Here is a 21897-nt window from a genome sequence, read left to right as displayed (position 1 = left end):
CCTACCTTCCCTGTACTGCGTAACGAATGTGCTGGAGCAAACCCCATGAGTCGCGATAGGCGGGGGAGGGTCCGGGTGCAGAGGCGCTCAGGGGTGGGAGCGCCGCGCCTCTGAGGCGTTCGAACTTCCGCCGGTATGACGATACTGCTTCAGGATCGCCCAGGAACGGGACGCCGTGTGGCTGCTCCATCAAGACGGTGTCCAGCTTCGGGTGCTGACCGTGTAGCAGCATGAACGGGATGTCGGTCGAGGCGAAGACTGTGCAGCCGAACGGCAGGATCTGGATGGTCACATGGGGTAGCTTGCCGACATCGATCAGGTAGTTCAGCTGGTCGCGCATGACGGTTGGACCGCCGTACATCGCGTGTAGCGCGGCCTCGTGGATCACGGCATGGAAGGGTGTTCCGCTCTCGACGCTCAGGATCTCCTGGCGGGCGCGGCGAAACTCGACCTTCTTCTCGGCGTATTCGAGGATGATCTCGCTGTAGGCCTTGGTCTGGAGCAGCCCTGGGATCAGAAGAGTCTCGTAGCTTTCCAAGCGGGTCGCATCGGCCTCGTACTCGGCGAGATCGAGTGCTGAGGGGTGAACGTAGCCACGGTAGTCGGTCCACCAGCCCTTGCCGTTGCTCTGGCCTATGGCGAGAAGAGCAGCGCGGTACTCGGGATCGTTGGCGTGGCAAGCGTCGAGCCAGATGTGCAGGCGGTCGAGGTTGAGACTCAGCCTCCCGGCCTCGGTGTGGCTGACGGCTGGCCCCTTCATGCCCATCAGCGCGCCGATCTCCGGTGCCGACACGCCTGCGGCGTCGCGTAGACGGCGCAGTTCCTCACCGAAGCGGCGCTGTCGTTCACTGATCTCGGTCCTGAGTCCCACGGGCATGCCTCCTTGCGCGCTCACGCTACTCGCAGTGCGGGGGAAATTACAGTTAGTGTTGCATCGTTGGACCTTGTCCCCTTACAGTCCAACCACAACCGCGCATCAGACGGGTCGTCAGTTGCGTCTGTGCGTAGCCCCTCTGCACCGCTGGGAGATTCCCCATGTGTGACCCCAACCTCAACTCCCCCTCCCTCACCGTCTCTCGCGAGGCGTTGCGCGACACCATGGCGCGCGCCGGGTACCCCAACTCCTCCATCGGGGATGCCGAACTCGCGCTCGTGGAGCTGGTGGTGAACGCCTGGCGGCACGGGTTGACCGCCGCGCCCGTCGTCCTGGTCGCCGTCGTCCACGGGACGCTCCGCGTCACCGTCGCGGACCGCAGTCCCGTGCTGCCCGAGCAGCGGAAGCCCGACCCGTTCGCCCAGTCCGGGCGGGGGTTGATGCTGGTGGAGGGGCTCATGCACCGCTGGGGTGCGGAGCCGCAGAAGCTCGGCAAGCGCGTTTGGTTCGAGCTGGACGGCGCCGCGTGATCGCCCACCACCCGATCCACCCCGCCGACCCGGCCCTGCGGCAGCTCACCGGTCGGCAGATCACCGAACTGATCGTCGATCTCCGCACGGAGGGCCGCGAGTTCGGTCTCCTCTGGCCGTCCGCTCGGCCCGGCGAGACCAATCTGAACGGCAGCGCCCTGGTCTCCATCGGCAACATCCCGGCCAGCACCTTGATCAACCTGCTGGCTCTGCTGCGCGAGTTCAAGCGCCGGCGGGGCCGGGCGTGACGGGCATGCTGGTCCTGATCCTGCTGGCCGCCGCCGTCGGCGGTGTCTGTCAGGCCCGGTCCGAGCGGCTTCGGGATCGACGGGATCGGACATAGGTGCCATGCATGGCACGCGGGCCCGCCTTCCCCAGGCGGGCCCGCGCCATTTCGGGTGCCACGGCGGCTCCTGCTGACTCGCGAGGCCGCCAGTCCGTGCGGGTCAGGCGATGAAGTGGTCGAACTCGCCGGCCTTGGCGCCGAGGAGCCAGGCGTTGAGCTTGGTGCGGGTGGTGGTGACGATGTGGCCGGGATTGTCGGACTCGCGGAGGTAGACGAAGTCGCCCTCGGAGGCGATCTCGATGCAGTCCGCCTGGTCACCGCTGAAGCTCGGCTTCTGCCAGTTGAGGTGGTCCATGGCTACCTTCCCTGTACTCCGTGTCGGGCGCGCTGGAGCAGGCCCCGGGAGCCACGATAAGCGGGCGCACAGCCGTGTCGTTTCGGTCATGTCAATTCGTGCGACTCGTTGTGCTATTCCCTTGGGTCCTCACTCGTTCCTACACTGAGACCCCGCCGCACGGGGGCTGCGGGAACCAGGTTGCCGACGGGCCCGGGGGAGGCGCGTGTGAACGACCGTGGCTGGGACGAGGATGATGCCCGGCCGTACTTCTTCCTCTCCTACGCGCACACCCCGAAGGCCGGCACGCGCGGCGCCGGTGATCCGAACCACTGGGTCCGCCAGCTGTACCGGGACCTGTGCGAGGCGGTGCTGCAGCTGACCACGGTCCCGGCCGGGGTGCCGGTCGGCTTCATGGACGAGTCCATGCACCAGGGGGAGTTGTGGGCGGAGCGGCTGTCGGAGGAGCTGGCGACGTGCCGGGTGTTCGTGCCGCTGTACTCTCCCCGGTACTTCAACAGCGTCCCGTGCGGGCAGGAGTGGCACGCCTTCACCCGCCGCCCGGTGTACCCGGCGACGATCGACGCGGAGCGCACCAGCGGCATCGTGCCGGTGCTGTGGGCGCCGATGAGCCGCTACCGGCTGCCCAAGGTCGCCAGTGAACTCCAGTTCAACCACGCCAGTTTCGGGCCGGACTACGCCACCGAGGGCCTGTACGCGCTGATGAAGCTCACCTACTTCCGCTCGGCCTACGAGCTGGCCGTGCACCGGCTGGCGGCGCGGATCGTGCAGGTGGCGGAGGAGACGGTGATCCCGGTCGGGCGGCGGTTGGACTTCAACGGGCTGCCCAGCGCCTTCAACGTGAGCGCGCCGACCAAGCAGCTGCGGATCTCCGTACTCTCCTACCACCAGGGCGAGTTGCCGCCCGACCGCAATCCCGACTTCTACGGCTCCCGGCGCACCGACTGGCACCCCTATCGCCCGGCCGGCTCGCCGATCGCCCAGCACGCGGTGCGGCTGGCCCGGCAGTTGGGGTTCCAGCCGACCGTGCACGAGTTCGACGACGAGGTCGAGTCGATCATCGAGGGGGAGGCGGCCGCCCCCGGCCTGCTCCTGCTCGACCGGTGGGCGCTGCGCGATCCGGACCGCCGGGAGCTCGTCCGCCGCTTCGACCGCTCGGACGCCACCTGGGTGAGCGTCCTGGAGCCGTGGAACACCGAGGACCCCGAGTGCGAGGAACGCGGCGGCGACCTCGGCGAGTTGAGCGACCAGGCGTTGCGCATCACCCGGCGGGCGAGCCGCCCCAGCTTCCTCGGGGTGAGCGGCCCGACCGGGCTGAACACCCTGGAGGACTTCGACGACGCGCTGCCCCGGGCCGCGATGAAGGCCAAGTACGCCTTCGAGGGCCGCACCAGGGCCGAGCCGGAGGATCCGCCGCCGCCCCGCCCGAACCTGCGGGACGCGTTCCGGCGCGGCCCGGGCGCGGCCCCGTTCGGCCGGGACGCCCCCCTCGGGCAGGACGACTCCGGACCCGACGACCACCCAGACCGTGACGACGGCGATGACCCCGATGACGGGATGGCGCCCTTGGGAGGACGACCCAGATGAGCGAGAACCCCACCAGGAACTTCCGCGTCGGGGGCCTCACCGTGGCCGAACTGGCCGCCCAGCGGGAGGCCGAACGACGGTCCGTGGAGCAGGACCGCAACGGCCGGATCATCACCTTCTACTCCTACAAGGGCGGCACCGGGCGCACCATGGCGCTCGCCAACACCGCCTGGATCCTGGCCGCCAACGGCTACCGGGTGCTCACCGTGGACTGGGACCTGGAGGCGCCGGGCCTGGCCAAGTTCTTCCACCCCTTCCTCGACCCGGCCTCGCTGGCCGGCACGACCGGGATGATGGACCTGATCGCCGAGTACCGCGAGGAGGCCCTGCGCCCGGTCGAGCACGCCGAGGGCTGGCACCTGGACTTCGCCAGGGTGCACCCGCACGCGCTGTCGCTGTCCTGGCCGCTGTTCCCGACCGGTGGCAGCCTGGACTTCCTGTCCGCCGGCCAGTTCAACCGGGACTACTCCGAGGCCGTCACCCACCTGGACTGGGACATCTTCTACGACCGCTTCGACGGCGGGCAGTTCTTCGACGCCCTCAAGGCCGACATGAGCAAGCGGTACGACTACGTGCTCATCGATTCGCGCACCGGCCTGTCCGACATCGCCGAGATCTGCACCGTCCAGATGCCCGACGACCTGGTGGTCTGCTTCACCCTGAGCGACCAGTCCATCGACGGCGCCTCCCGGATCGCCCAGCACATCCACGACCGCTACCGCGAGCGCGGCATCCGCATCCTGCCTGTCCCGATGCGCATCGACGAGGGCGAGAAGGAGAAGGCCGACGCCGGCCGCTCCCTCGCCCGGGTCCGCTTCGACGGGCTGCCGGCCGGCCTCAACGGCGAGGAACTCGCCGCCTACTGGGGCTCGGTGGAGATCCCGTACCGGCCGTTCTACGCCTACGAGGAGATCCTCGCCACCTTCGGCGACCAGACCGGCACCCCCACCTCGATGCTCGCCGCCTGCGAGCGCCTCACCGCGATGATCACCCAGCGCAAGGTCACCTCCCTGCCGGTGATGGACGAGGAACTGCGGCTGCGCTACGTGGACGCGTTCACCCGCCGCCGCCCGTCCGTCCCCGCCGACCTCTACCTCTCCTACGTCCCCGAGGACCGGATGTGGGCGGACTGGATCGAGTCCGTGCTCACCCGGGCCGGCTTCCGGGTGCTGCCCCGCGACCTCAGCGCCGGCACCGACCCGCGCGAGGAGACCGAACGCGGCATCGACGCCGCCTACCGGACCGTCGCCGTGCTCTCGCCCGCCTACCAGCGCTCCCCGCAGGCCCGGGCGCTGTGGGAGTCCGTGGTCAACTCCGACCCCGCCGGCACCCGGCGCCAGCTCGTCCCCGTCCGCGTCGGCGACGTCAGGCTCACCGCGCCCTTCAGCAACCGCAACCCCGTCGACCTCGTCGGCCGCGACGAGACGCAGTCCGTCCAGACCCTGCTGCGCGCCCTCGGCCGCGGCGACGTCGCCCTGACCGAGCCCAACGGCAGCGGACCGCGCTTCCCCGGCAGCAAGCCGACCGTGTGGGACGTCCCGCCGCGCAACCCCTCCTTCACCGGCCGCGCCGCCGTCCTGGAGCAGCTGCGCAACCAACTGCGCGGCGGCATGGCGGCCGTCCTGCCCACCCCCCAGACGCTGTACGGGCTCGGCGGCGTCGGCAAGACCCAGGTCGCGCTGGAGTACGCACACCGGTTCATGTCCGACTACGACCTGGTCTGGTGGATCGACGCCGAGCAGACCGAACTCGTCGCACCCGCCCTCGCCGACCTCGCCCGCCGGCTCGGCCTGCGCGTCGGCGACTCCGTCACCGAAGCCGCCGAGGCCGCCCGGGAGGCGCTGCGCCGCGGCGTGCCCACCTCGCGCTGGCTGCTGATCTTCGACAACGCCGACGAACCGGCCGAGATCCGCCGCTTCTTCCCCGGCGGCTCCGGCCACATCCTGGTCACCTCCCGCAACCAGGCCTGGACCGGGCACGCCGAGGCGCTGGAGGTGGACGTCTTCACCCGCGGAGAGAGCGTCGAACACCTGTGCCGGCGCGCCCGCGGCCTCTCCCGCCCGGACGCCGACCGGGTCGCCGAGGCGGTCGGCGACCTGCCGCTCGCCGTCGAGGTCGCGGCCGCCTGGCTGGACACCACCGGCACCCCGGTGGAGACCTACGTCGCCCAACTGCACGCCGAGGCGGCCCGCGCACTGGCCGTCGCCCGCCCCGCCGACTACCCGACCCCGGTCGGCGCCACCTGGAACGTCTCCATCGGCCGGCTGCGCCAGCAATCCCCGGCCGCCGTCCGGCTGTTGCAGCTCTGCGCGTTCTTCGCGCCCGAGCCGATCTCGATGAACCTCTTCTACAGCGACCAGATGATCCGGGCGCTGGTGAAGTACGACGCCGACCTCAGCGACAAGTTCATGCTGGGCAAGGTGATCCAGGCGATCGGCCGGTACGCGCTGGCCAAGGTCGACGCCGGCAGCAACAGCTTCCAGGTGCACCGGCTCGTCCAGGCGGTGATCCGGGCCGAGATGACCGACGACGAGCAGGAGATCGCCGTCCACGAGGTGCATCGCATCCTCACCGGCGCCCGGCCCGTCCTCGGCGACACCGACGACCCCGCCAACTGGCCCGCCTTCGACGAGATCTGGCCGCACCTGTCGCCCTCCAAGGCGCACAACTGCGACGAGGCGGACACCCGTCAACTGCTCATCGACCGCGTCCGCTACCTCTGGAAGCGCGGCGAACTCGACCGCGCCCGCGACCTCGGCCACGCCCTCGACACCGAGTGGACCAACAAGCTCGGCGAGAACGACCGGCAGACCCTGCTGCTGCGCTTCCAACTCGCCAACGTGCTGCGCTCCCAGGGCAACTACGCCGAAGCCCTGGCCCTGGACGAGGACACCCTGGAACGCCAGCGGGCCCTGCTCGGCGAGCACCACCCGTACACCCTGATGACGGCAGGCTCCCTCGGCGCCGACCGCCGGGCACTCGGCCGGTTCCAGGCCGCCCTCGACCTCGACCGCGAAATCCTCGACCAGTTCCGCGAGTTGTTCGGCGACGACAACCCGCGCACGCTCTCGATGGCCAACAACCTGGCCATCGACTACCGGCTCGTCGGCAACAGCGAGGCCGCCCGCGAACTCGACCAGGAAACCCTCGACCGGCGCACCGCCGTCCTCGGCCCCCGGCACCCCTACACCCTCTCCACCAAGTCCAACCTCGCCCGCGACCTGCGCGAACTCGGCGACTACCGCGGCTCGGTGGACCTGCTCCAGGAAGTCACCTCCGACCTCGGCGACGTCCTCGACCCCGACCTGCCGGAGAACCTGCGCAACGCCAAGTCCCTGGCCGTCTCGCTGCGCCGCATCGGCGCGCTCGCCGAAGCCCGCCGGATCACCAAGGAGACCTACGAGCGCTACCTGGAGCGCTACGGCGCCGACGCCCCCGACGCGCTCGCCTGCGCGCTCAACCTGGCCGCCGACCACAGCGCCTCCGGCGACAAGGAGGCCGCCCGCGACCTCTGCTCCACCGTCTTCGAAGGCCACCGCCGCCTCTTCGGCGACGAACACCCCTTCACCCTGGCCTGCGCCAACAACCTCGGCATCTACCTGCGCGGCAGCGGCGACATCCAGGGCGCCATCGAACGCGGCCGGCTCACCGTCGAAGGGCTGACCGACTCCGTCGGGCCGGACCACCCGTACACCCTCAACGCGGTGATCAACCTGGCCAACGCCTACGGCGACGACGGCCAGATCGGCCTCGCCGAGGAACTCGGCCGGGCCGCCTACCAGGGCCTGTGCGAGCGCTACACGCCCCGGCACCCGGACGCCGTCGCCTGCGAGGCCAACCTGTCGATCACCCTGCGCTCGGCCGGCCGGCACACCCAGGCCGCCGAACTGCGGGCCCGCGCGATCGGCGAGCTGATCCGCCAGTTCGGCGAGGAGCACCCCAACACGGTCGCGGCGCGCGGCTGGAAGCGGATCAACCGGGACCTGGAGCCGCAGCCGGTGTAAGCGGCGGTGCAGGCGCCGGTGAGAGCACGGCCTCCGGCCGGGGGCGGCGGGTACGCTGCGGGACCATGAGCAAGCAGACGCCGCCCCCGGTCCTGGTCACCCGGCGCCTCGCGCCCGGGGTGATCGAACGGCTCACCGCGCGCCACGCCGTCACCTGCCACGACTCCGACCAGGCGATGGCCCGGGCCGACCTGCTGGCCGCCGTCCGCGGCCGCCGCGCCGTGCTCACCACCCTGGACGACCGGGTCGACGGCGAGTTCCTGGACGCGGCCGGCCCGTCCCTGGAGATCGTCGCCAACCACGCCGTGGGGCACCACAACATCGACCTGGCCGCCTGCGCCGACCGCGGCGTGCTGGTCTCCAACACCCCCGGCGTGCTCACCACCGCCACCGCCGACATGGCCTGGGCGCTGCTGCTGGCCGCCACCCGCCGCCTCGGCGAGGGCGAGCGCCTGCTGCGCTCCGGCAGCCCCTGGACCTGGGCACCGAACTTCCTGCTCGGCATGGAGCTGGCCGGCACCCCGCTGGGCGTGCTCGGCATGGGCCGGATCGGGCAGGCGGTGGCCCGCCGGGCCCGCGCCTTCGACATGCCGGTCAGCTACCACAACCGCCGCGAGCTGCCGCCCGAGCAGGCCGACGGCGCCACCTGGCGGCCGCTGGAGGACCTGCTCGCCCACTCCACGGTGCTGGTCGTCACCGCCCCGCTCAGCGCCGCCACCCGGCACCTGCTGGACGCCCGCCGCCTCGCCCTGCTGCCGCGCGGGGCGGTGGTGGTCAGCATGACCGCCGGAGTGGTGGACGAGGAGGCGCTGGCCGCCGCGCTGGAGTCCGGCGCGCTGTTCGCCGCCGCCGTGGACAACTTCGAGCACGAGCCGGCCGTCCCGCCCGCGCTGCTCGCCCAGGAACGCGCCGTCCTGGCCCCGCACCTGGGCAGTGCCACCGTCGCCACCCGGCAGGCGATGGGCGGCCTGGCGGTGGACAACGTCCTGGCCGTGCTGGGCGGGGGAGCGCCGGTCACCCCGGTGCCAGCCTGAGGCCTCATGACAGCCTGAGGCCTCAGCCCGCCGCCCAGGCCAGGGCGGTGGTCAGCACCCGGAACGCGCCGAAGTGCGCTGCGCCGGGCTCCAGAAAGAGCTCGGCGCCGGGGATGTGGTCGCCCAGCCAGCGGGAGTGCTCGACCGGGGAGAACTGGTCGTCGGTGCCGTGCCACAGCCAGCTCGGCACCGCGATGTCCTCGACCTTGAACCCCCAGTCGGCGGTGAACGCCAGCACGTCGTCGATCCAGCCGTCCGCGCCGTGCCGGAACGCCTCCCGGTAGTTGCTCTGCAGCATCCGCCGCAGCCCGTTGTCGGCCACCACCTCCCGGTCGGCGGGCGACAGTTCGGGCCGCAGCCCGTTCAGCAGCCGGACCGGGTCGTCCTTGATCTGCCGGGAGCGGAACTCCATCGCATCGGCGATCCGGCCGTGCCCGCGCTCCGCCTCCTGGTAGGCGTGCACGTTCGACGGGGTCATCCCGGCGTACCAGTCCAGGCCGGCCGCGTTGCGCGGCGCCAGGCCGACCAGCACCGCCACCCGGCTGACCCGCTGCGGCAGCAGCGCCGCGCAGGCCAGCGCGTGCGGGCCGCCGCCGGAGCGGCCGAGCACCGCGAAGCCGTCCAGCTTGAGGTCGTCCGCGATGGCCCGCACGTCGGCCGCCGCCGCGCTCACCCGGCGGCCGAACTGCCGGGTCGAGTCGCCGTAGCCCGGCCGGTCGTAGGAGATCAGCCGCACCCCCAGCCGGTACAGCACGGTGCTGCGCGGGTGCGGGCCCACCCGGCTGCCGGGCATGCCGTGCAGCAGGAACACCGGGCGGCCGCGCGGGTCGCCCAGGGATTCGACGGCGAGGGCGCGACCGTCCGGGGCCTTGACCATCCGTAACGACACCTGCGGCCTCCTCAGTGGTCCCGGTCGGTGGTGGTGCGGATCTCCCGGCGGGCCTGCCAGGTGGTGTGCTCGCGGGAGACCGCGTCCTCGGCGTCCCGGGCCAGCCGGGCCCAGAGCTCCTCGGCATCCGCCGACTCCACGTCCAGCCGGGCCAGTTGGCACCGGATGAGCTCCAGCTCGTCGGCGGCCAGCCCGTACGCGGCGGCCAGCGGGCGGTACTGGCGCAGCTGCGCCCATGCGGTGATCGAGGCGGCCACCGCCGAGACGGTGCCCAGCGCGTCGTAGGTGAACGCGCCGAGCGCCCGCAGCACCGCGAGCACCAGCCCGAGCGCCGGGAGCACCACGCCCAGCACCCCCGCCAGCGCCCCGGCCCGGGCGCAGTGCCGGGACTTGGCGCGGTACCAGTCGTGCTGCACCTGGATCCGCTCCCGCAGGTACACCTCGCGCCGCACCGCGAGCGGCTGCTCGCGCAGGTCGCGCATCGCCGCCGTGATCCCGGCGAGCTCCGCCCCGGCGCCCGGTGCGACCACCCGGCCGTCCCGGAAGGCGCCCAGCACCCCGCCGAGCTGGACGCGGTACAGGCCCTCCGCGTCCGGCAGGGTGTGCGGCGGCGGCTGGTAGGCGTCCGCCCGGACGGCGAACTTCCAGGCCAGCGTCTTGACCGACTCGGCGGCGGCCCGGCCCTCGTACCAGAGCCCCTGCGGGTTCTGCCGGCTGATCACCACCGCGAGGACGATCGCGCCGAGGTAGGCGGCGGCCGCCGGCCAGGCCCACGGCTCGCCGTCGGCCGAGCCGGTCGCGGCGGCGGCCACCAGCAGGAGCAGCTCCCAGGCGGAGAGCAGCACCGAACGCCGCTGGCCGCGCAGCGAGGCCGCGTCGGCGGCCCAGAAGAACCCGGGCAGCAGCTCCCGCTCGCGCATCCACCCCGTCCGTCCCGCCCCAGACGCCATGTTCGGCCCCCACCCGTCGCTCCGGTCGCACCGCTCTCCTGCCCCGGGCGGCTTCCCGGTACGCCTGACCCACCCCCGGGCCGCCCGCAATGGCCGGGATGCCCCGGTGGATTGTCCGGCCCGGGTACGTTCGGTGGGCGGGCGGACACCCTGCGTGTCCCGGCGTGCCCGTGGGCGCGACCGGTGGGCGTCAGTAGGTGTAGAGGATCCGGTCGGCGTTGTCGGCCATCTGCTTGGCGTTCCACTCGGTGCCGCCGGGGACGTTGCCGGAGCGGAACAGCGGCGGGGCCGCGGTGGTGCCGTCGGCCGCCGCGTCGGCCAGCCGGCCGACCGCCGAGGCGACCACGGCCTGCATGAGCGCGCTGGTCACGATGGTGGAGACCGGGCCGAAGGTGGTCTCGGCGGCCGGGTGGGTCAGCTCGCCGTCCCCGACCGCGATCTTGCTGTCCAGCACCACGTCGCAGTTGTCCTTCAGGTACGTGCCGGACGGGTGCGCCGGGGGCACCTCGCCCGGGTACGCCAGCGAGGTCACGCCGATCACCTTCAGACCGCGGTCTCGGGCGTACCGGGCCAGCTCGACCGGCATCACCTGGCGGCCGGACAGCGAGATCACGAACAGCAGGTCGCCGGAGGCGGCCGGGGTCAGGTCCAGGGTGGTGGTGGCCAGGCCGGACACCCGCTCCAGCGCGCTGGACAGCGGCGCGGGCATCACCGTCACCCCCGCCATCCCGGGGACGTTCAGCAGGTTCATCGGGACCAGCCCGCCGGCCCGGTAGACCACGTCCTGGGCCGGCAGCGCGGAGTGCCCGGCACCGAAGGTGAACACCCGGCGGCCCTCGGCGATCGCCTCGGCGAGCAGCGCCGCGGCGGCCTCGATGGCGTCGGCCTCCTCCTCCCGGACCCGCTGGAGATGGGCGATCGCGGCGTCGAAGTACCGGCCGACCAGGTCGTTCATCTGTTGCCTTCGCTCTCTGCCGGTGGGGGCGCCGGCCGGGTGGGGCGGGCCGGGAGGGTCCGGGCCGCCAGTGGAGAAAGCTACGGCGAGCACCGTGGCGCCCCGGCGGCACCGCTGTCAACAGGAACGAAAACCGGGACCCGGGGCCCTTGCGCGGGCCCGGTTGTCGGTGCAGTACGTCAGAATTGGCGGTGAGGACACCGAGGAACGGAGCCAGCGGCGATGTCTGGGCTGATCGACACCACTGAGATGTACCTTCGCACCATCCTGGAGCTGGAGGAGGAAGGCATCGTCCCGATGCGCGCCCGGATCGCCGAGCGACTGGAGCAGAGCGGCCCGACGGTCAGCCAGACGGTCGGCCGGATGGAGCGCGACGGGTTGTTGCAGGTCGCGGGGGACCGCCACCTCGAACTGACCGATGACGGGCGCCGGCTCGCCGTACGCGTCATGCGCAAGCACCGCATCGCCGAGTGCCTGCTCGTCGACGTGATCGGCCTGGAGTGGGAGCAGGTCCACGAGGAGGCCTGCCGCTGGGAGCACGTGATGAGCGAGACGGTCGAGCGCAAGGTGCTCGCCATGCTCGGCCACCCGACCCAGTCCCCGTACGGCAACCCGATCCCGGGCCTGGACGAGCTGGGCGACGCCAAGGCCGAGGGCGAGGGCTTCGACGCCGCGCTCGTCCCGCTGGACACCGTCAAGCCGGGCGACGGCGGTGCCAGCGTGGTGGTCCGCCGGATCGGCGAGCCGATCCAGACCGACGGCGAGCTGATGCGCACGCTGCGCCGGGCCGGGATCCGGCCGGGCTCCACCGTGCGGGTCAGCGCCGGCGTCGCCGGCGTGCTGGTCGGCACCGGGGAGAACGCGGCGGAGCTGGGCAAGGACATCGCCCAGCACGTCTTCGTCGCCCAGGCCTGAGGAACGCGCCCCCCGGGCCCGGAACGCTTCCGGGCCCGGGGAACGCGCCTCCCGGAACGACGAGAAGGGCCCGCTGCTCCCCGTGCAGCGGGCCCTTTCGCCTCCCCGTTCCCTCCCTGTCCCCTCCGTCCCTCCCGTCCCCTCCATCCCCTCCGTTCCCTCCCGGCCCCTCCACCGCCGCGCCCGGCTTCCCCGTCCGAGCGCTCCCTCCGGCGTCCCCTCGCACCGCAATTCCTCCCCTCGGCCGATCATGGCAATCCTTGAGCGTTGTCACTCGTCCGGGGGGCTTTCGTCCATGATCAGCGGGTACACGGAGGCCTTATCCGCACATGCGTGTGACGGGCCCCGTCTCCGGTGGGAGACAAGGCCCGTCAGCCGTGCGCGGGGTGTCGCGCGCTGCGCGCCCTCACCCGATAGGCGGAGGGCGGCCGTTCACGGGGTGGTGAACCGGGGTGGTGAACCAGGGCGGTGAACCGGGGTGGTGAACCGGGGTGGTGAACCAGGGCGGTGAACCGGGGTGGTGAACCAGGGCGGTGAACCGGGGTGGTGAACCGTTGCTACGCCCGTTCAGCGCACCGCTGCCGCCGGCTGGGCGGGCTGGGGGTGGGCGGCCGCGGGCGCCTCGCGCCCGCAGGCGTAGGCGAGCGGGCTGATCAGCTCGGCGGCGTCGGGCAGCCAGCGGTTGAGCGCCGAGGGGGAGCGGGCCCACTGGGCGTAGCCGGTGCCACCGATCCGGGACGGCGGGGCGACCGTCCAGTCCCCTTCGCCGCGGGCCACCAGGTCCAGCCGGCCGGGCGGCCAGCCGAGCTTGCGGAGCATCTCCGGCAGCTTGGCCGCGACCCCGGGCAGCACCAGGAAGTGCAGCCGCCGGCCGATCCGGCCGGGCGAGGCGGGCAGCACCGCGACCGGGCCCAGCTGGAGGTCCATCCGCTCCATCCGCGCCAGCGCCAGGCATCCGGCCGTCTCCGGGACGTCCAGGACGTCGAAGGACCGGCCGGTGGGCAGCAGGATCGAGGCCTGCGGCCGCTCGGTCCACCAGCGCCGTACCGCCCCCGGCCCGGCGCTCGCCTTGCGGGCCCAGTCCGCGTCGAGCGGGTGGGCCCCCGGCAGCAGGCAGCGCCGGTCGCCGCAGGAGCAGCGGGCGGGCCCGTCGCCGTCGATCAGCCAGGCGCCGGGAGCGACCTCCCAGTGGCGGTTCTCGGCGTAGCCGACGGCTTCGATGAGCAGCGGGGGCAGTGCGGCGTTCTTGCCCTGGTCGGGGGAGTCGGGGATGTCTTCCACGCGAAGCTCAACTACCGTGTGTGAGGCTGGTTACGGCCCGGCGCAAGCCGGTTGGGCGCATACCGGCAATGTCACTCGAACCGGTTACTCGACCGAGTTGAGGCGGGCGGGGGCAGGCGCAGTGGGGGCGCACAGGAGCATTTCCCAGGGCGCGTGGGGGGTGCGGATCGTCACCGTGGGTATCCCGCTGGCGTTGCTGATCGCTAACCTGGTGTCAGATTCCTTGGACGGTCGGACAGTCGGCAACAGATCAGCAGAATCGTCGCCCGCCGGCCGGGACCGGAGGGTGTGGGGAGGCGAAACCCAATGGCCGCAAGACCACTCGTCGCACGACAGCCCAACGAGCGTCTGCAGCAACTGATCCAGGAGGCCAGCTGCTCCAACGCCGGCCTGGCCCGGAGGGTCAACCTCTGCGGCGCCGAGCACGGTCTGGACCTGCGGTACGACAAGACCTCCGTCGCCCGCTGGCTGCGCGGGCAGCAGCCGCGCGGGCAGGCGCCGGCGGTGATCGCCGAGGCTCTCGGCCGCAAGCTCGGCCGCAGCGTGTCGGTCGAGGAGATCGGCATGGCCGACGGCAAGAACCTCAGCTCCGGCATCGGGCTCCAGTTCGCGCCGACCCTGAACGCCGCCCTGGAGCAGGTCTGCGAGCTCTGGCGCAGCGACGTCGGCCGGCGGGACTTCCTGACCGGGGCCACGGTCGCGGCCTCCGCGCTGGTGGAACCCAGCCGGGACTGGCTGATCACCCCGCCCGACCCGGTGGTGGCCCGCACCGGCGGCCCCCGGGTCGGCCCGACCGACGTGGCCGCGATCAAGGCCACCACCGCGATGCTGGTCGACCTGGACCACCGCTTCGGCAGCGGTCACGTGCGCCCGGTGGTCGTGCACTACCTCAACTCGGTGGTCTCCAGCCTGCTCGGCGGGGCGTACCGGGACGAGACCGGGCGCCAACTCTTCGCCGCGGTGGCCCGGTTGACCGAACTGGCCGGTTACATGGCGGTGGACACCGGCCAGCCCGGCCTGGCCCAGCGCTACTACATCCAGGCGCTCCGGCTCGCCCAGGCGGCCGACGACCGCGGCTACGGCGGCTACGTGCTGGCGGCGTCGATGAGCCACCTGGCGGCGACGCTCGGCAACCCGCGGGAGATCGCCCAGCTCGCCCGCGCCGCGCAGGAGGGCGCCCGGACGGTCGCCACCCCGACGGCGATGGCGATGTTCTACGCCGCCGAGGCCCGCGGCCACGCCCTGCTGGGGGACGCCCGCTCCTGCGAGGCGGTGTCGGCCAAGGCGCTGGAGATGATGGAGAAGCGCCGCCCGGAGGACGACCCGGACTGGATCGCCCACTTCGACGACGCCTATCTGTCGGACGAACTGGCCCACTGTCACCGGGACTTGGAGCAGGCTGGCCAGGCCGAGCACTACGCCCGCCGGGCGCTCGACCTGCACCCGCCGACCCGGGTCCGCCGCCGTGCGGTGGACCTCGTCCTGCTCGCCACCGCCCAGTTGCAGCAGCGGGACCTCGAACGCGCCTGTGAGACGGGCGCGCAGGCGGTCCGGCTGCTGAGCGGGCTGCGGTCCAACCGGGGCGTGGAGTACCTGGACGAGTTCCGGCGCCGGCTGGAGCCGTACCGGGAGCAGCGGGTGGTCCGCGAGTTCCACGCCAGGGCGGATGCGGAGGCTGCCTAGGCCCTGCCCGGGGCACCAGGGCCCGCCCACGGCCCCGGGCCCCGGCGGGGCGGGGTGAGGGGAGCGTGAGGGATGTCCCGCCCGCGTGGCCACCCGGTTCGGCGAACCGGTAGCGTGGGCGCGACGTCCAAGGAACTGTGATGCCCCCAAGAACCGACGAGATGTGGTCCGCCGTCAGCGCGCGGTCGTGCACAGGTGAGGAATCGCGTTGAGCCAGCGCCGCTCGTACCCCAACTCGGGTGACTTCAACCTGGACGACCTGTTCCGCCCCGAGCCCGGCCAGACCCAGGGCGGCGTGCCGGGCCAGCCGCAGGGTCATCCCCAGGGCCACCCGCAGGGGCAGACGGGCGTGCCGCCGGTGGGGCAGCCGTCCGGGCAGCCGGAGTACCTCGGCGAGGGCGGGCACGCGCGGCCGACCCAGGCCATGCCGGCCCAGCCCGCCCCGTGGGCCGGTGCTCCGCAGCCCGGTTACGGCGTCCCGCAGCACGAGCCGGCGCCGGAGACGCAGCACCTCCCGCCCTACCCGGGCGCGGACCCGCACGCGGGCGGCTACCCCACGGGCCAGTCCCAGGCCGGCTACCCGCAGCAGCCCGGCCCGGGCGGCTACCAGGGCTACGCGCAGGCCGGGCAGCCGCAGCCGGCGCCGGCCTACCCCGGTCAGGACTACGGGCAGAACTACGGCCAGGGCTACGCCCAGGACCACGGGCAGGGGCAGGGCTACGGACAGGACCACGGGCAGGGCTTCGACGCCACCCAGGCGGGCGCGCAGGCCCCGTCCGCCCGTGGCGGCCGCCCGTCCAACAAACTGATCATCGGCGGGGTGGTGGCCGGCTTCGCGGCGGCCGGCATCCTGGTCGCCGTCCTGGTGAACGGGGACGAAACCACCCCCGCCGCCGATACCAAGAAGACCCTCCCGGTGGCCGCCACCGGCAGCGCCACCCCCGGCACGGCGAGCGCGAGCAGCTCGGGCACCACCGTCGACCCGGCGGTCAAGGCCCAGGCACAGCCGCTGTCGGACCTGCTCGGCACCGCGAGCGACAGCCGCTCGGCGGTGGTCGGCGCGGTCGCCTCGGTGCAGAAGTGCGACAAGCTGCCCGAGTCGCAGCAGGCGCTCACCGGCGCGGCCGGCAAGCGGCGCGAACTCCAGACCAAGCTCGGCCAGCTGAAGGCGGACAAGCTGCCCGGCGGCCAGCAGCTGGTCGAGCAGCTCAACGCGGCGTGGACCGCCTCCGCGCAGGCCGACGACGAGTACGCGGCCTGGGCCGGGGACTCGCAGGGCGCCTGCGACCCCAAGAAGCTGGACAACCAGCACTACAAGAACGCCGTCCAGGCCAGCGGCGCGGCGACCACCGCGAAGAAGCAGGCCTCGACCCTGTGGAACGCGATCGCCACCCAGACCGGCCTGCCCAGCCGCAGCGACGGCGACCTGTAGGACGGACGAACGGACGGGGGAACGGGCCCGCCGGCCCGCCCCTCCGTCGTCCGTCCTTCGTCATTGGTCCTTCGTCGTCCGTTCTGCGTCGTCCGGGCGTCACGCCGGTGGGCGGCCCCCGGTGAGCACCCAGCGGATGTCCACGAAGCCCGGCTGCTGCAGGGTCATCCGGCCGCCCTTGACCACCTGGTAGGTGACCCAGGTGTTCACCAGCCGCGGTGACTCGGTGCTGGGCAGCATGTTGGGGGTGCCCCAGTTCAGCGGCGGGGTGAGCCCGACGTCGATGCCCTCGCCGCTGTCCAGCAGCCCGGTGACGGTCTTCTCGGTGACCTGCCGGCCGGACGCCGCGACCTTCTCGGCGACCAGCCGGAACACCTCGTACGCGACCCAGGTGGTCTGCACGCCGGGATCGGAGACGTCGATGGTGTGGCCGCCGGTGGCGTCGGCGCGCACCACCGCGCGCAGCCCGTCCCAGACCTTCGCCGACTCCGGCGGGTACCAGCTGGTGACGTAGGTGCCGGCCAGCGGGCCGGAGTCGCCGCCGGTGGAGTCGACCACCGACTGCTGCACGCTGCCGATCACCGAGGCGAACCGGGTGTTCCTCGGGTTCAGCCGGCGGTAGGAGTCCAGCAGGTTGCCGGTCGGCTCGGCGGCGAGGGCGCTGGTGACGCAGTTCGCCGGTTCGTCCTTGCCGATCGCCTTGCGGGCCACCGCCGTGTAGTCGGTGGACTGCTCGGGCGCCTTGACGTCGAGCAGCTTGATGCCGGCCGGCTTGAGCGCGTTGGCCAGGTAGCCGAGCAGGTTGTCGCCGGACGGGGTGTCCGGGCGGACCAGCGCGACGGCCTTGCAGCCGGCCTCGACCAGCTGACGGCCGCTGCCGCCGATCAGCGCGGGCATGCCGCCGTCCACCGGGTACGAGAGCGGGCTGCTGAACTCGGGCTGGGAGAGCCCGTAGCCGCCGATCAGGGGGATGCCGGCGCGCTCCAGGACGGGCATGAAGTCGAAGCCGTACTGGCTGTAGGAGCCGATCACGGCGACCGCCTTGGCGTCCACCGCCCGCTGGGCGCAGGCCTTGGCGCCTTCGGAGGTGTTGTGCTCGTTGCAGGTGAGCACCTGCAGCCGGCGGCCGTTCAGCCCGCCCTTGAGGTTGACGTCCCGGCCGATCGCCTCGGCGAGCGCGGTCATGCCGGGCCGGTCGGCGGAGCCGGTGCCGGACGGGGACCAGGTCATCACGGTGAGGTCGCCGCCGTTGGTGGAGGCATCGGCCGGTCCGCCGCACGCGGAGGCCGAGAAGAGGGTGGGGAGCAGGGCCGCGGCGGTGGCGGCCGCGGCGATCGGGCGGCGGCGGCGCCGCGCGAACTGGTGCCGGGGTTGGAACGGGTCCCTTCGGCTGGTCATCGGTCTTCCCTCTCTGGGGCGCCATCCGGCGCACCGGAGCAAGCCAAGCCCCGGCGCCACACGCCGAGAGGGCCGAAGTGCGAACGGTCGGATAACGGGAGCTGAAATCCGGCGGGGCACGCGTGTAGATCGGGAGTGGAGTACGAACGGACAGGGAACGTACGATCGTTCTCCATGTCCGCCAGCACAGATTCTTCGCATCGGTCTGCCCGAAACACTTCTCGTCCGGGCCACCGCTCCAGCACGATGAACGGCATGCCGCTCAACGACCTGCCCTGGTGGCGCTGGCGAGCCCGACTGCGCTCGGCGCTGCACATGTTGTCCGACCCCGGTTTCCAGCAGGAGACCTGGCTGAACGGCCGGGAGGGGTACGGCGACGTGACCGACGCCGTCTACCGACTGGTCGAGGACACCTGGCTGGACCACTGGTCGGCCGAGAAGTACGTGGGCACGATCTTCCGCGACTCCGCCGAGGCCGCCCTGGTCGACGTCGCGGTGCTGCGCGTGGTCCAGCTGCTGCACGAGGTCGGCGCGGACGCCCACGCCTCCGCCTACTTCGGCCACCCCGGCTGGCCGGAGGCGGTCCGGGCCGCGCGCGAGGCGCACGTCGCGCTGGCGGTGAACGACGGGGACGACCCGGACGCGGCGCCCAAGTCGCTGGACGTGCTGCGCATCCTCACCCGGGTCTGAGCCTGGGTCTGAGTTCGGGTCCACGGCGGGGCCGCCGGCCGGGCGCCTGGTCGGCGGCCTAACCGGGTGCCTGGTCGGGCTTTCGGTCGGGCCGCTGAGCAGTGCCGTCCCGCAGTACGGGCAGCGGGGCGGCGACTGTCCAGGATGTGACACGCTGGACCACCCACGAACGCCACGACCTCAGGACGGGATACCCCCAGTGGACCAGCAGCCGGCCAGCGCCCAGTACGTCCTCACGCTGTCCTGCCCCGACAAGCAGGGCATCGTCCACGCCGTCTCCAGCTACCTCTTCATGACCGGCTGCAACATCATCGACAGCCAGCAGTTCGGCGACGGGGACAGCGGGCTGTTCTTCATGCGGGTGCACTTCTCCGCCGCCGAGCCGGTCACCGCCGACAAGCTGCGGGCCAGCTTCGCGGCGATCGGGGCCTCGTTCGGGATGGACTGGCAGATCCACCCGACCGAGCAGCGGATGCGGATCGTCCTCATGGTCAGCAAGTTCGGACACTGCCTGAACGACCTGCTCTACCGCACCCGGATCGGCGCCCTGCCGGTGGAGATCGCCGCGGTGGTGTCCAACCACACCGACCTGCGCGACCTGACCGAGAGCTACGGCGTCCCGTTCCACCACATCCCGGTCACCCGGGACACCAAGGCCGACGCCGAGCAGCAGCTGCTGGACCTGGTCGCCAAGGAGGACGTCGAACTGGTCGTGCTGGCCCGCTACATGCAGGTGCTCTCGGACCAGCTGTGCACCGCGCTGTCCGGCCGGGTGATCAACATCCACCACTCCTTCCTGCCGAGCTTCAAGGGCGCCAAGCCCTACCACCAGGCGCACGCCCGGGGCGTGAAGCTGATCGGCGCCACCGCGCACTACGTCACCGCCGACCTCGACGAGGGCCCGATCATCGAGCAGGAGGTGGCCCGGGTGACCCACGACGTCACCCCGGACCAGCTGGTCGCGCTCGGCCGGGACGTCGAGTGCCAGGCGCTGGCCCGTGCGGTGAAGTGGCACAGCGAGCACCGGGTGCTGCTGAACGGCACCCGCACGGTGGTCTTCGCGTAGCGAGGTCGGGGCGCGCAGTTGGGACGGTCGGCGCGGCTGTGGCCGTTTACGGCCGCGACAGCAGCGGCAGGGCGTGCAGCACCTCGCGGATCGCGGCCCGGTCGCCGTGCTCGCCGACCGGCAGCCGGTCCGGATCGCGGTGCGCGGCGGCCAACTGGCAGAGCTCCAGGCCGTCCAGCACCATCGAGGCCACCGGCTCGCCGCCGGACGGCCCCGACTCCGGCCCGTCCAGCGGTATCAGCCACTCGCCGGCCGCCGGGCCGTCGATCACCAGCCGCAGCCGCCGGCCCCGGCCTTGGCCCTGGCCCGCCACGGGCGGGAGGGCCGGCGCCCCGGCGGGCTCGGGACGGGTGGCGCGGGCGGCGCGCAGGTCGGCCAGTGCCCGCGGGACCATCCGGACCGCCAGGTCCACCATCTGCCGCAGGTGCTGGGGCGCCGGCGGGTCGTACGGGTAGGCGACCGCGCGGGCCACGTCCTCGCCGTGCACGTAGCACTCGAAGGCGCGGTCCACGAAGGCGTCGCGCAGCGGCAGCACGGCGAAGCCGTAGTCGACGGGGGTGTTGCCCCGCGGGGCGAGCGCGGCGGTGCGCACCAGGTCGTGGGTCTGCCGCCGCCACCGCTCCCGCACCGACTGCGGCGGGAGGCCGGCCCGGTCGGCGACCAGCCGGGCGGTGCGCTCGGCGATCCCGGCGTACGGCCCGCCCTGCAGCGGGACCCGGGGCAGGAGCAGGGGCGCCGGCGGCCGCGCGGCCGGCTCCTGCGGCGGCACCCGCCGGGCGGCCGGGGCCGGCGTGGCGCCCGGGCCGGCCGGCACCGGGTCGGGCAGGCCGAGGGCGAGCGCCAGATAGCCGTCCACGGCGGCGAGATGGCACAGCACCTCGGCCGGACGCAGCCGCCCGGTGCCGCCGTGCCACGGCAGGTCGGCCACCTCCTGCCACTCCTCCGGGCCGAGGTCGCGCAGCAGCGCGTCGAGCTTGGCCGTCTCCGCGGTGTACGGCATGCCCCAGGCGGGGACGGGCAGTTCGGCCGGGCGGCGGGCCAGGCACCAGTCGAGCACCTGCTGGCGCAGCGAGTTGGGCTGGTCGAGCGGCTCGTCCAGGGCGAGCCACCCCGCCGCCTCACGCAGCCGGGCGGCCTCCTCGGTGCACTCCGGGCAGGTGCGCAGGTGCTGCTCCAGCTCGGCGGCGTCACGGCTCGGGCAGGCGCCGAGGGCCCAGGCGCCGAGCAGCGAGCGCAGGGCGTCGTGGCGCTCCTCGGTGGTGGGCTCGCTCCGCTCGCTCATGCGCCCCTGTCCCCGTCGTCCCTGTCGCCCGCGTCGTCCCGGTGGTCCCGGTCGTCGGCCCGGTCGTCGGCCCGGCCGTCCTCGCGGCCGTGCCGCTCGTCGTGGCGGGCGCGCTCCTCGGCCAGTTCGGTGGCCAGCAGTTCCAGGCCGAGCCGCATCCGCTGCTTGGCGGCCTGCTCGCTGATGCCGAGCAGCCGGGCCGTCTCCTGGTAGGTGCGGCCGTCGTAGTACGTCACCGCGATGGTCTCACGCAGGGATTGGGGCAGGGAGTCCACCACGTACTGCATGCGCGCGGCGGTGGCCACGGCGCGGATCTCCGCCTCGGCCGCGCCCTCGCCGCCGCCCGGGCCGTCAAGTCCGCTGCCCGGGCCGCCCGGTACCCGCTCGGCGGCCCGCCGCGCCCGCAGCCGGTCGACCGCGCGGCGGTGGGTGAGCGCGCCGAGCCAGGAGCGCAGCGAGCCCTGGGCGGGGTCGAAGTCCTCGGGGTGCTCCCAGACGTGGGCGAATATCTCCCGGGTGAGCTGGGCGGCGGCGGCCTGGTCGGCGAGTATCCGCCCGGCCAGTCCGTGCACCATCGGCGCGAGCTGGTCGTAGATCTCGCCGAGCGCGGTCTCCTCGCCGCGGGCGAGGCGGCGTTGGAGCTGCTCGTCCCAGCGCGGCGCGCGGTCGGGGGTGGCCATCGGGAA

Annotated in this window: 19 protein-coding genes; 10 read left to right on the top strand and 9 right to left on the bottom strand. The window is 73.0% G+C overall.

Annotated elements, in window-relative coordinates; translation table 11 throughout:
• Position 1: 1 nt before the first annotated feature.
• Entirely contained in the window at positions 2–871 is an 870-nt protein-coding gene (locus A6F73_RS14425) for a helix-turn-helix transcriptional regulator (protein ID WP_159398456.1), read from the bottom strand.
• 164 nt (positions 872–1035) lie between these two features.
• Here A6F73_RS14425 and A6F73_RS14420 point away from each other — a divergent pair, with 164 nt between their 5' ends.
• Positions 1036–1404, top strand: coding sequence for an ATP-binding protein (locus A6F73_RS14420; RefSeq protein WP_063348181.1), 369 nt, complete (start codon positions 1036–1038; stop codon positions 1402–1404).
• Positions 1401–1652, top strand: a complete 252-nt coding sequence (locus A6F73_RS14415; RefSeq protein WP_063348180.1) for a hypothetical protein — start codon at positions 1401–1403, stop codon at positions 1650–1652. The genes A6F73_RS14420 and A6F73_RS14415 overlap by 4 nt, the downstream gene beginning before the upstream one ends.
• A 198-nt stretch (positions 1653–1850) precedes the next feature.
• Here A6F73_RS14415 and A6F73_RS14410 read toward each other — a convergent pair whose 3' ends face one another.
• On the bottom strand, positions 1851–2045 hold the full coding sequence (locus tag A6F73_RS14410; protein ID WP_063348179.1) for a DUF397 domain-containing protein: 195 nt from the start codon (positions 2043–2045) through the stop codon (positions 1851–1853).
• A 207-nt stretch (positions 2046–2252) separates the two neighbouring features.
• Between A6F73_RS14410 and A6F73_RS14405 the strand changes: the two genes are divergently transcribed.
• The 3 genes from A6F73_RS14405 (at position 2253) to A6F73_RS14395 (ending at position 8670) form a co-directional block, all read left to right on the top strand.
• The gene (locus A6F73_RS14405; protein WP_063348178.1) at positions 2253–3632 is read left to right on the top strand and encodes a TIR-like protein FxsC; all 1380 of its coding nucleotides are present in this window, start codon (positions 2253–2255) and stop codon (positions 3630–3632) included.
• A gap of 83 nt (positions 3633–3715) precedes the next feature.
• Positions 3716–7636, top strand: coding sequence for an FxSxx-COOH system tetratricopeptide repeat protein (fxsT, locus tag A6F73_RS14400; RefSeq protein WP_063351197.1), 3921 nt, complete (start codon positions 3716–3718; stop codon positions 7634–7636).
• A gap of 65 nt (positions 7637–7701) precedes the next feature.
• Positions 7702–8670: a D-glycerate dehydrogenase gene (locus A6F73_RS14395; protein ID WP_063348177.1), complete on the top strand. Its 969-nt coding sequence runs from the start codon at positions 7702–7704 to the stop codon at positions 8668–8670.
• Between the two features lie 22 nt (positions 8671–8692).
• Here A6F73_RS14395 and A6F73_RS14390 read toward each other — a convergent pair whose 3' ends face one another.
• From A6F73_RS14390 to A6F73_RS14380, 3 genes are all read right to left on the bottom strand, one after another.
• Positions 8693–9547 (bottom strand): alpha/beta hydrolase, encoded by an 855-nt coding sequence (locus A6F73_RS14390; protein WP_063348176.1) that lies wholly within the window; start codon positions 9545–9547, stop codon positions 8693–8695.
• Between the two features lie 23 nt (positions 9548–9570).
• On the bottom strand, positions 9571–10479 hold the full coding sequence (locus A6F73_RS14385) for a DUF4231 domain-containing protein (RefSeq protein ID WP_063348175.1): 909 nt from the start codon (positions 10477–10479) through the stop codon (positions 9571–9573).
• A 220-nt stretch (positions 10480–10699) separates the two neighbouring features.
• Positions 10700–11464, bottom strand: coding sequence for a sugar isomerase domain-containing protein (locus tag A6F73_RS14380; protein ID WP_063348174.1), 765 nt, complete (start codon positions 11462–11464; stop codon positions 10700–10702).
• A 222-nt stretch (positions 11465–11686) separates the two neighbouring features.
• Between A6F73_RS14380 and A6F73_RS14375 the strand changes: the two genes are divergently transcribed.
• Complete coding sequence (locus A6F73_RS14375) at positions 11687–12379, top strand: metal-dependent transcriptional regulator (protein ID WP_063348173.1); 693 nt, start codon at positions 11687–11689, stop codon at positions 12377–12379.
• Positions 12380–12946: 567 nt separating this feature from the next.
• On the opposite strand, the gene A6F73_RS14370 is transcribed toward A6F73_RS14375, so the two are convergent.
• A complete protein-coding gene (locus tag A6F73_RS14370; RefSeq protein ID WP_244293629.1) occupies positions 12947–13651 on the bottom strand; it encodes a bifunctional DNA primase/polymerase in 705 nt (234 codons plus the stop codon).
• A gap of 315 nt (positions 13652–13966) precedes the next feature.
• On the opposite strand from A6F73_RS14370, the gene A6F73_RS14365 reads away from it, so the two are divergent.
• Complete coding sequence (locus A6F73_RS14365; RefSeq protein ID WP_063348171.1) at positions 13967–15343, top strand: hypothetical protein; 1377 nt, start codon at positions 13967–13969, stop codon at positions 15341–15343.
• Positions 15344–15551: 208 nt separating this feature from the next.
• Complete coding sequence (locus tag A6F73_RS14360) at positions 15552–16775, top strand: hypothetical protein (RefSeq protein WP_063348170.1); 1224 nt, start codon at positions 15552–15554, stop codon at positions 16773–16775.
• Positions 16776–16874: 99 nt separating this feature from the next.
• Here the strand turns inward: A6F73_RS14360 and A6F73_RS14355 are convergent, their stop codons facing one another.
• Positions 16875–18173: an ABC transporter substrate-binding protein gene (locus tag A6F73_RS14355; RefSeq protein WP_063348169.1), complete on the bottom strand. Its 1299-nt coding sequence runs from the start codon at positions 18171–18173 to the stop codon at positions 16875–16877.
• A gap of 255 nt (positions 18174–18428) precedes the next feature.
• Between A6F73_RS14355 and A6F73_RS14350 the strand changes: the two genes are divergently transcribed.
• Entirely contained in the window at positions 18429–18863 is a 435-nt protein-coding gene (locus A6F73_RS14350; RefSeq protein WP_107452888.1) for a hypothetical protein, read from the top strand.
• 190 nt (positions 18864–19053) lie between these two features.
• The gene (gene purU / locus A6F73_RS14345; RefSeq protein WP_063348167.1) at positions 19054–19929 is read left to right on the top strand and encodes a formyltetrahydrofolate deformylase; all 876 of its coding nucleotides are present in this window, start codon (positions 19054–19056) and stop codon (positions 19927–19929) included.
• Between the two features lie 46 nt (positions 19930–19975).
• On the opposite strand, the gene A6F73_RS14340 is transcribed toward purU, so the two are convergent.
• Both A6F73_RS14340 and A6F73_RS14335 read right to left on the bottom strand, forming a co-directional pair.
• Positions 19976–21211, bottom strand: a complete 1236-nt coding sequence (locus tag A6F73_RS14340) for a zf-HC2 domain-containing protein (RefSeq protein ID WP_063348166.1) — start codon at positions 21209–21211, stop codon at positions 19976–19978.
• A complete protein-coding gene (locus tag A6F73_RS14335) occupies positions 21208–21891 on the bottom strand; it encodes a sigma-70 family RNA polymerase sigma factor (protein ID WP_063348165.1) in 684 nt (227 codons plus the stop codon). Before A6F73_RS14335 ends, A6F73_RS14340 begins: the two co-directional genes overlap by 4 nt.
• Positions 21892–21897: the final 6 nt, after the last annotated feature.

Origin of the sequence: Streptomyces sp. MJM8645 (assembly GCF_001625365.1) — a bacterium.
Classification (GTDB): domain Bacteria; phylum Actinomycetota; class Actinomycetes; order Streptomycetales; family Streptomycetaceae; genus Kitasatospora.
Note: the sequence above shows the minus strand (reverse complement) of the source record. Positions and strands in the feature narration are given on the sequence as shown.

Excerpts from the sequence above, each read along its gene's own strand:
- A6F73_RS14390 (WP_063348176.1), bottom strand. The coding sequence starts at position 9,547 with ATGGTCAAGGCCCCGGACGGTCGCGCCCTCGCCGTCGAATCCCTGGGC.
- A6F73_RS14355 (WP_063348169.1), bottom strand. The coding sequence starts at position 18,173 with ATGACCAGCCGAAGGGACCCGTTCCAACCCCGGCACCAGTTCGCGCGG.
- A6F73_RS14365 (WP_063348171.1), top strand. The coding sequence starts at position 13,967 with ATGGCCGCAAGACCACTCGTCGCACGACAGCCCAACGAGCGTCTGCAG.
- A6F73_RS14420 (WP_063348181.1), top strand. The coding sequence starts at position 1,036 with ATGTGTGACCCCAACCTCAACTCCCCCTCCCTCACCGTCTCTCGCGAG.
- A6F73_RS14350 (WP_107452888.1), top strand. The coding sequence starts at position 18,429 with ATGCCGCTCAACGACCTGCCCTGGTGGCGCTGGCGAGCCCGACTGCGC.
- A6F73_RS14335 (WP_063348165.1), bottom strand. The coding sequence starts at position 21,891 with ATGGCCACCCCCGACCGCGCGCCGCGCTGGGACGAGCAGCTCCAACGC.
- A6F73_RS14385 (WP_063348175.1), bottom strand. The coding sequence starts at position 10,479 with ATGCGCGAGCGGGAGCTGCTGCCCGGGTTCTTCTGGGCCGCCGACGCG.
- A6F73_RS14380 (WP_063348174.1), bottom strand. The coding sequence starts at position 11,464 with ATGAACGACCTGGTCGGCCGGTACTTCGACGCCGCGATCGCCCATCTC.
- A6F73_RS14395 (WP_063348177.1), top strand. The coding sequence starts at position 7,702 with ATGAGCAAGCAGACGCCGCCCCCGGTCCTGGTCACCCGGCGCCTCGCG.
- A6F73_RS14410 (WP_063348179.1), bottom strand. The coding sequence starts at position 2,045 with ATGGACCACCTCAACTGGCAGAAGCCGAGCTTCAGCGGTGACCAGGCG.
- A6F73_RS14375 (WP_063348173.1), top strand. The coding sequence starts at position 11,687 with ATGTCTGGGCTGATCGACACCACTGAGATGTACCTTCGCACCATCCTG.
- A6F73_RS14340 (WP_063348166.1), bottom strand. The coding sequence starts at position 21,211 with ATGAGCGAGCGGAGCGAGCCCACCACCGAGGAGCGCCACGACGCCCTG.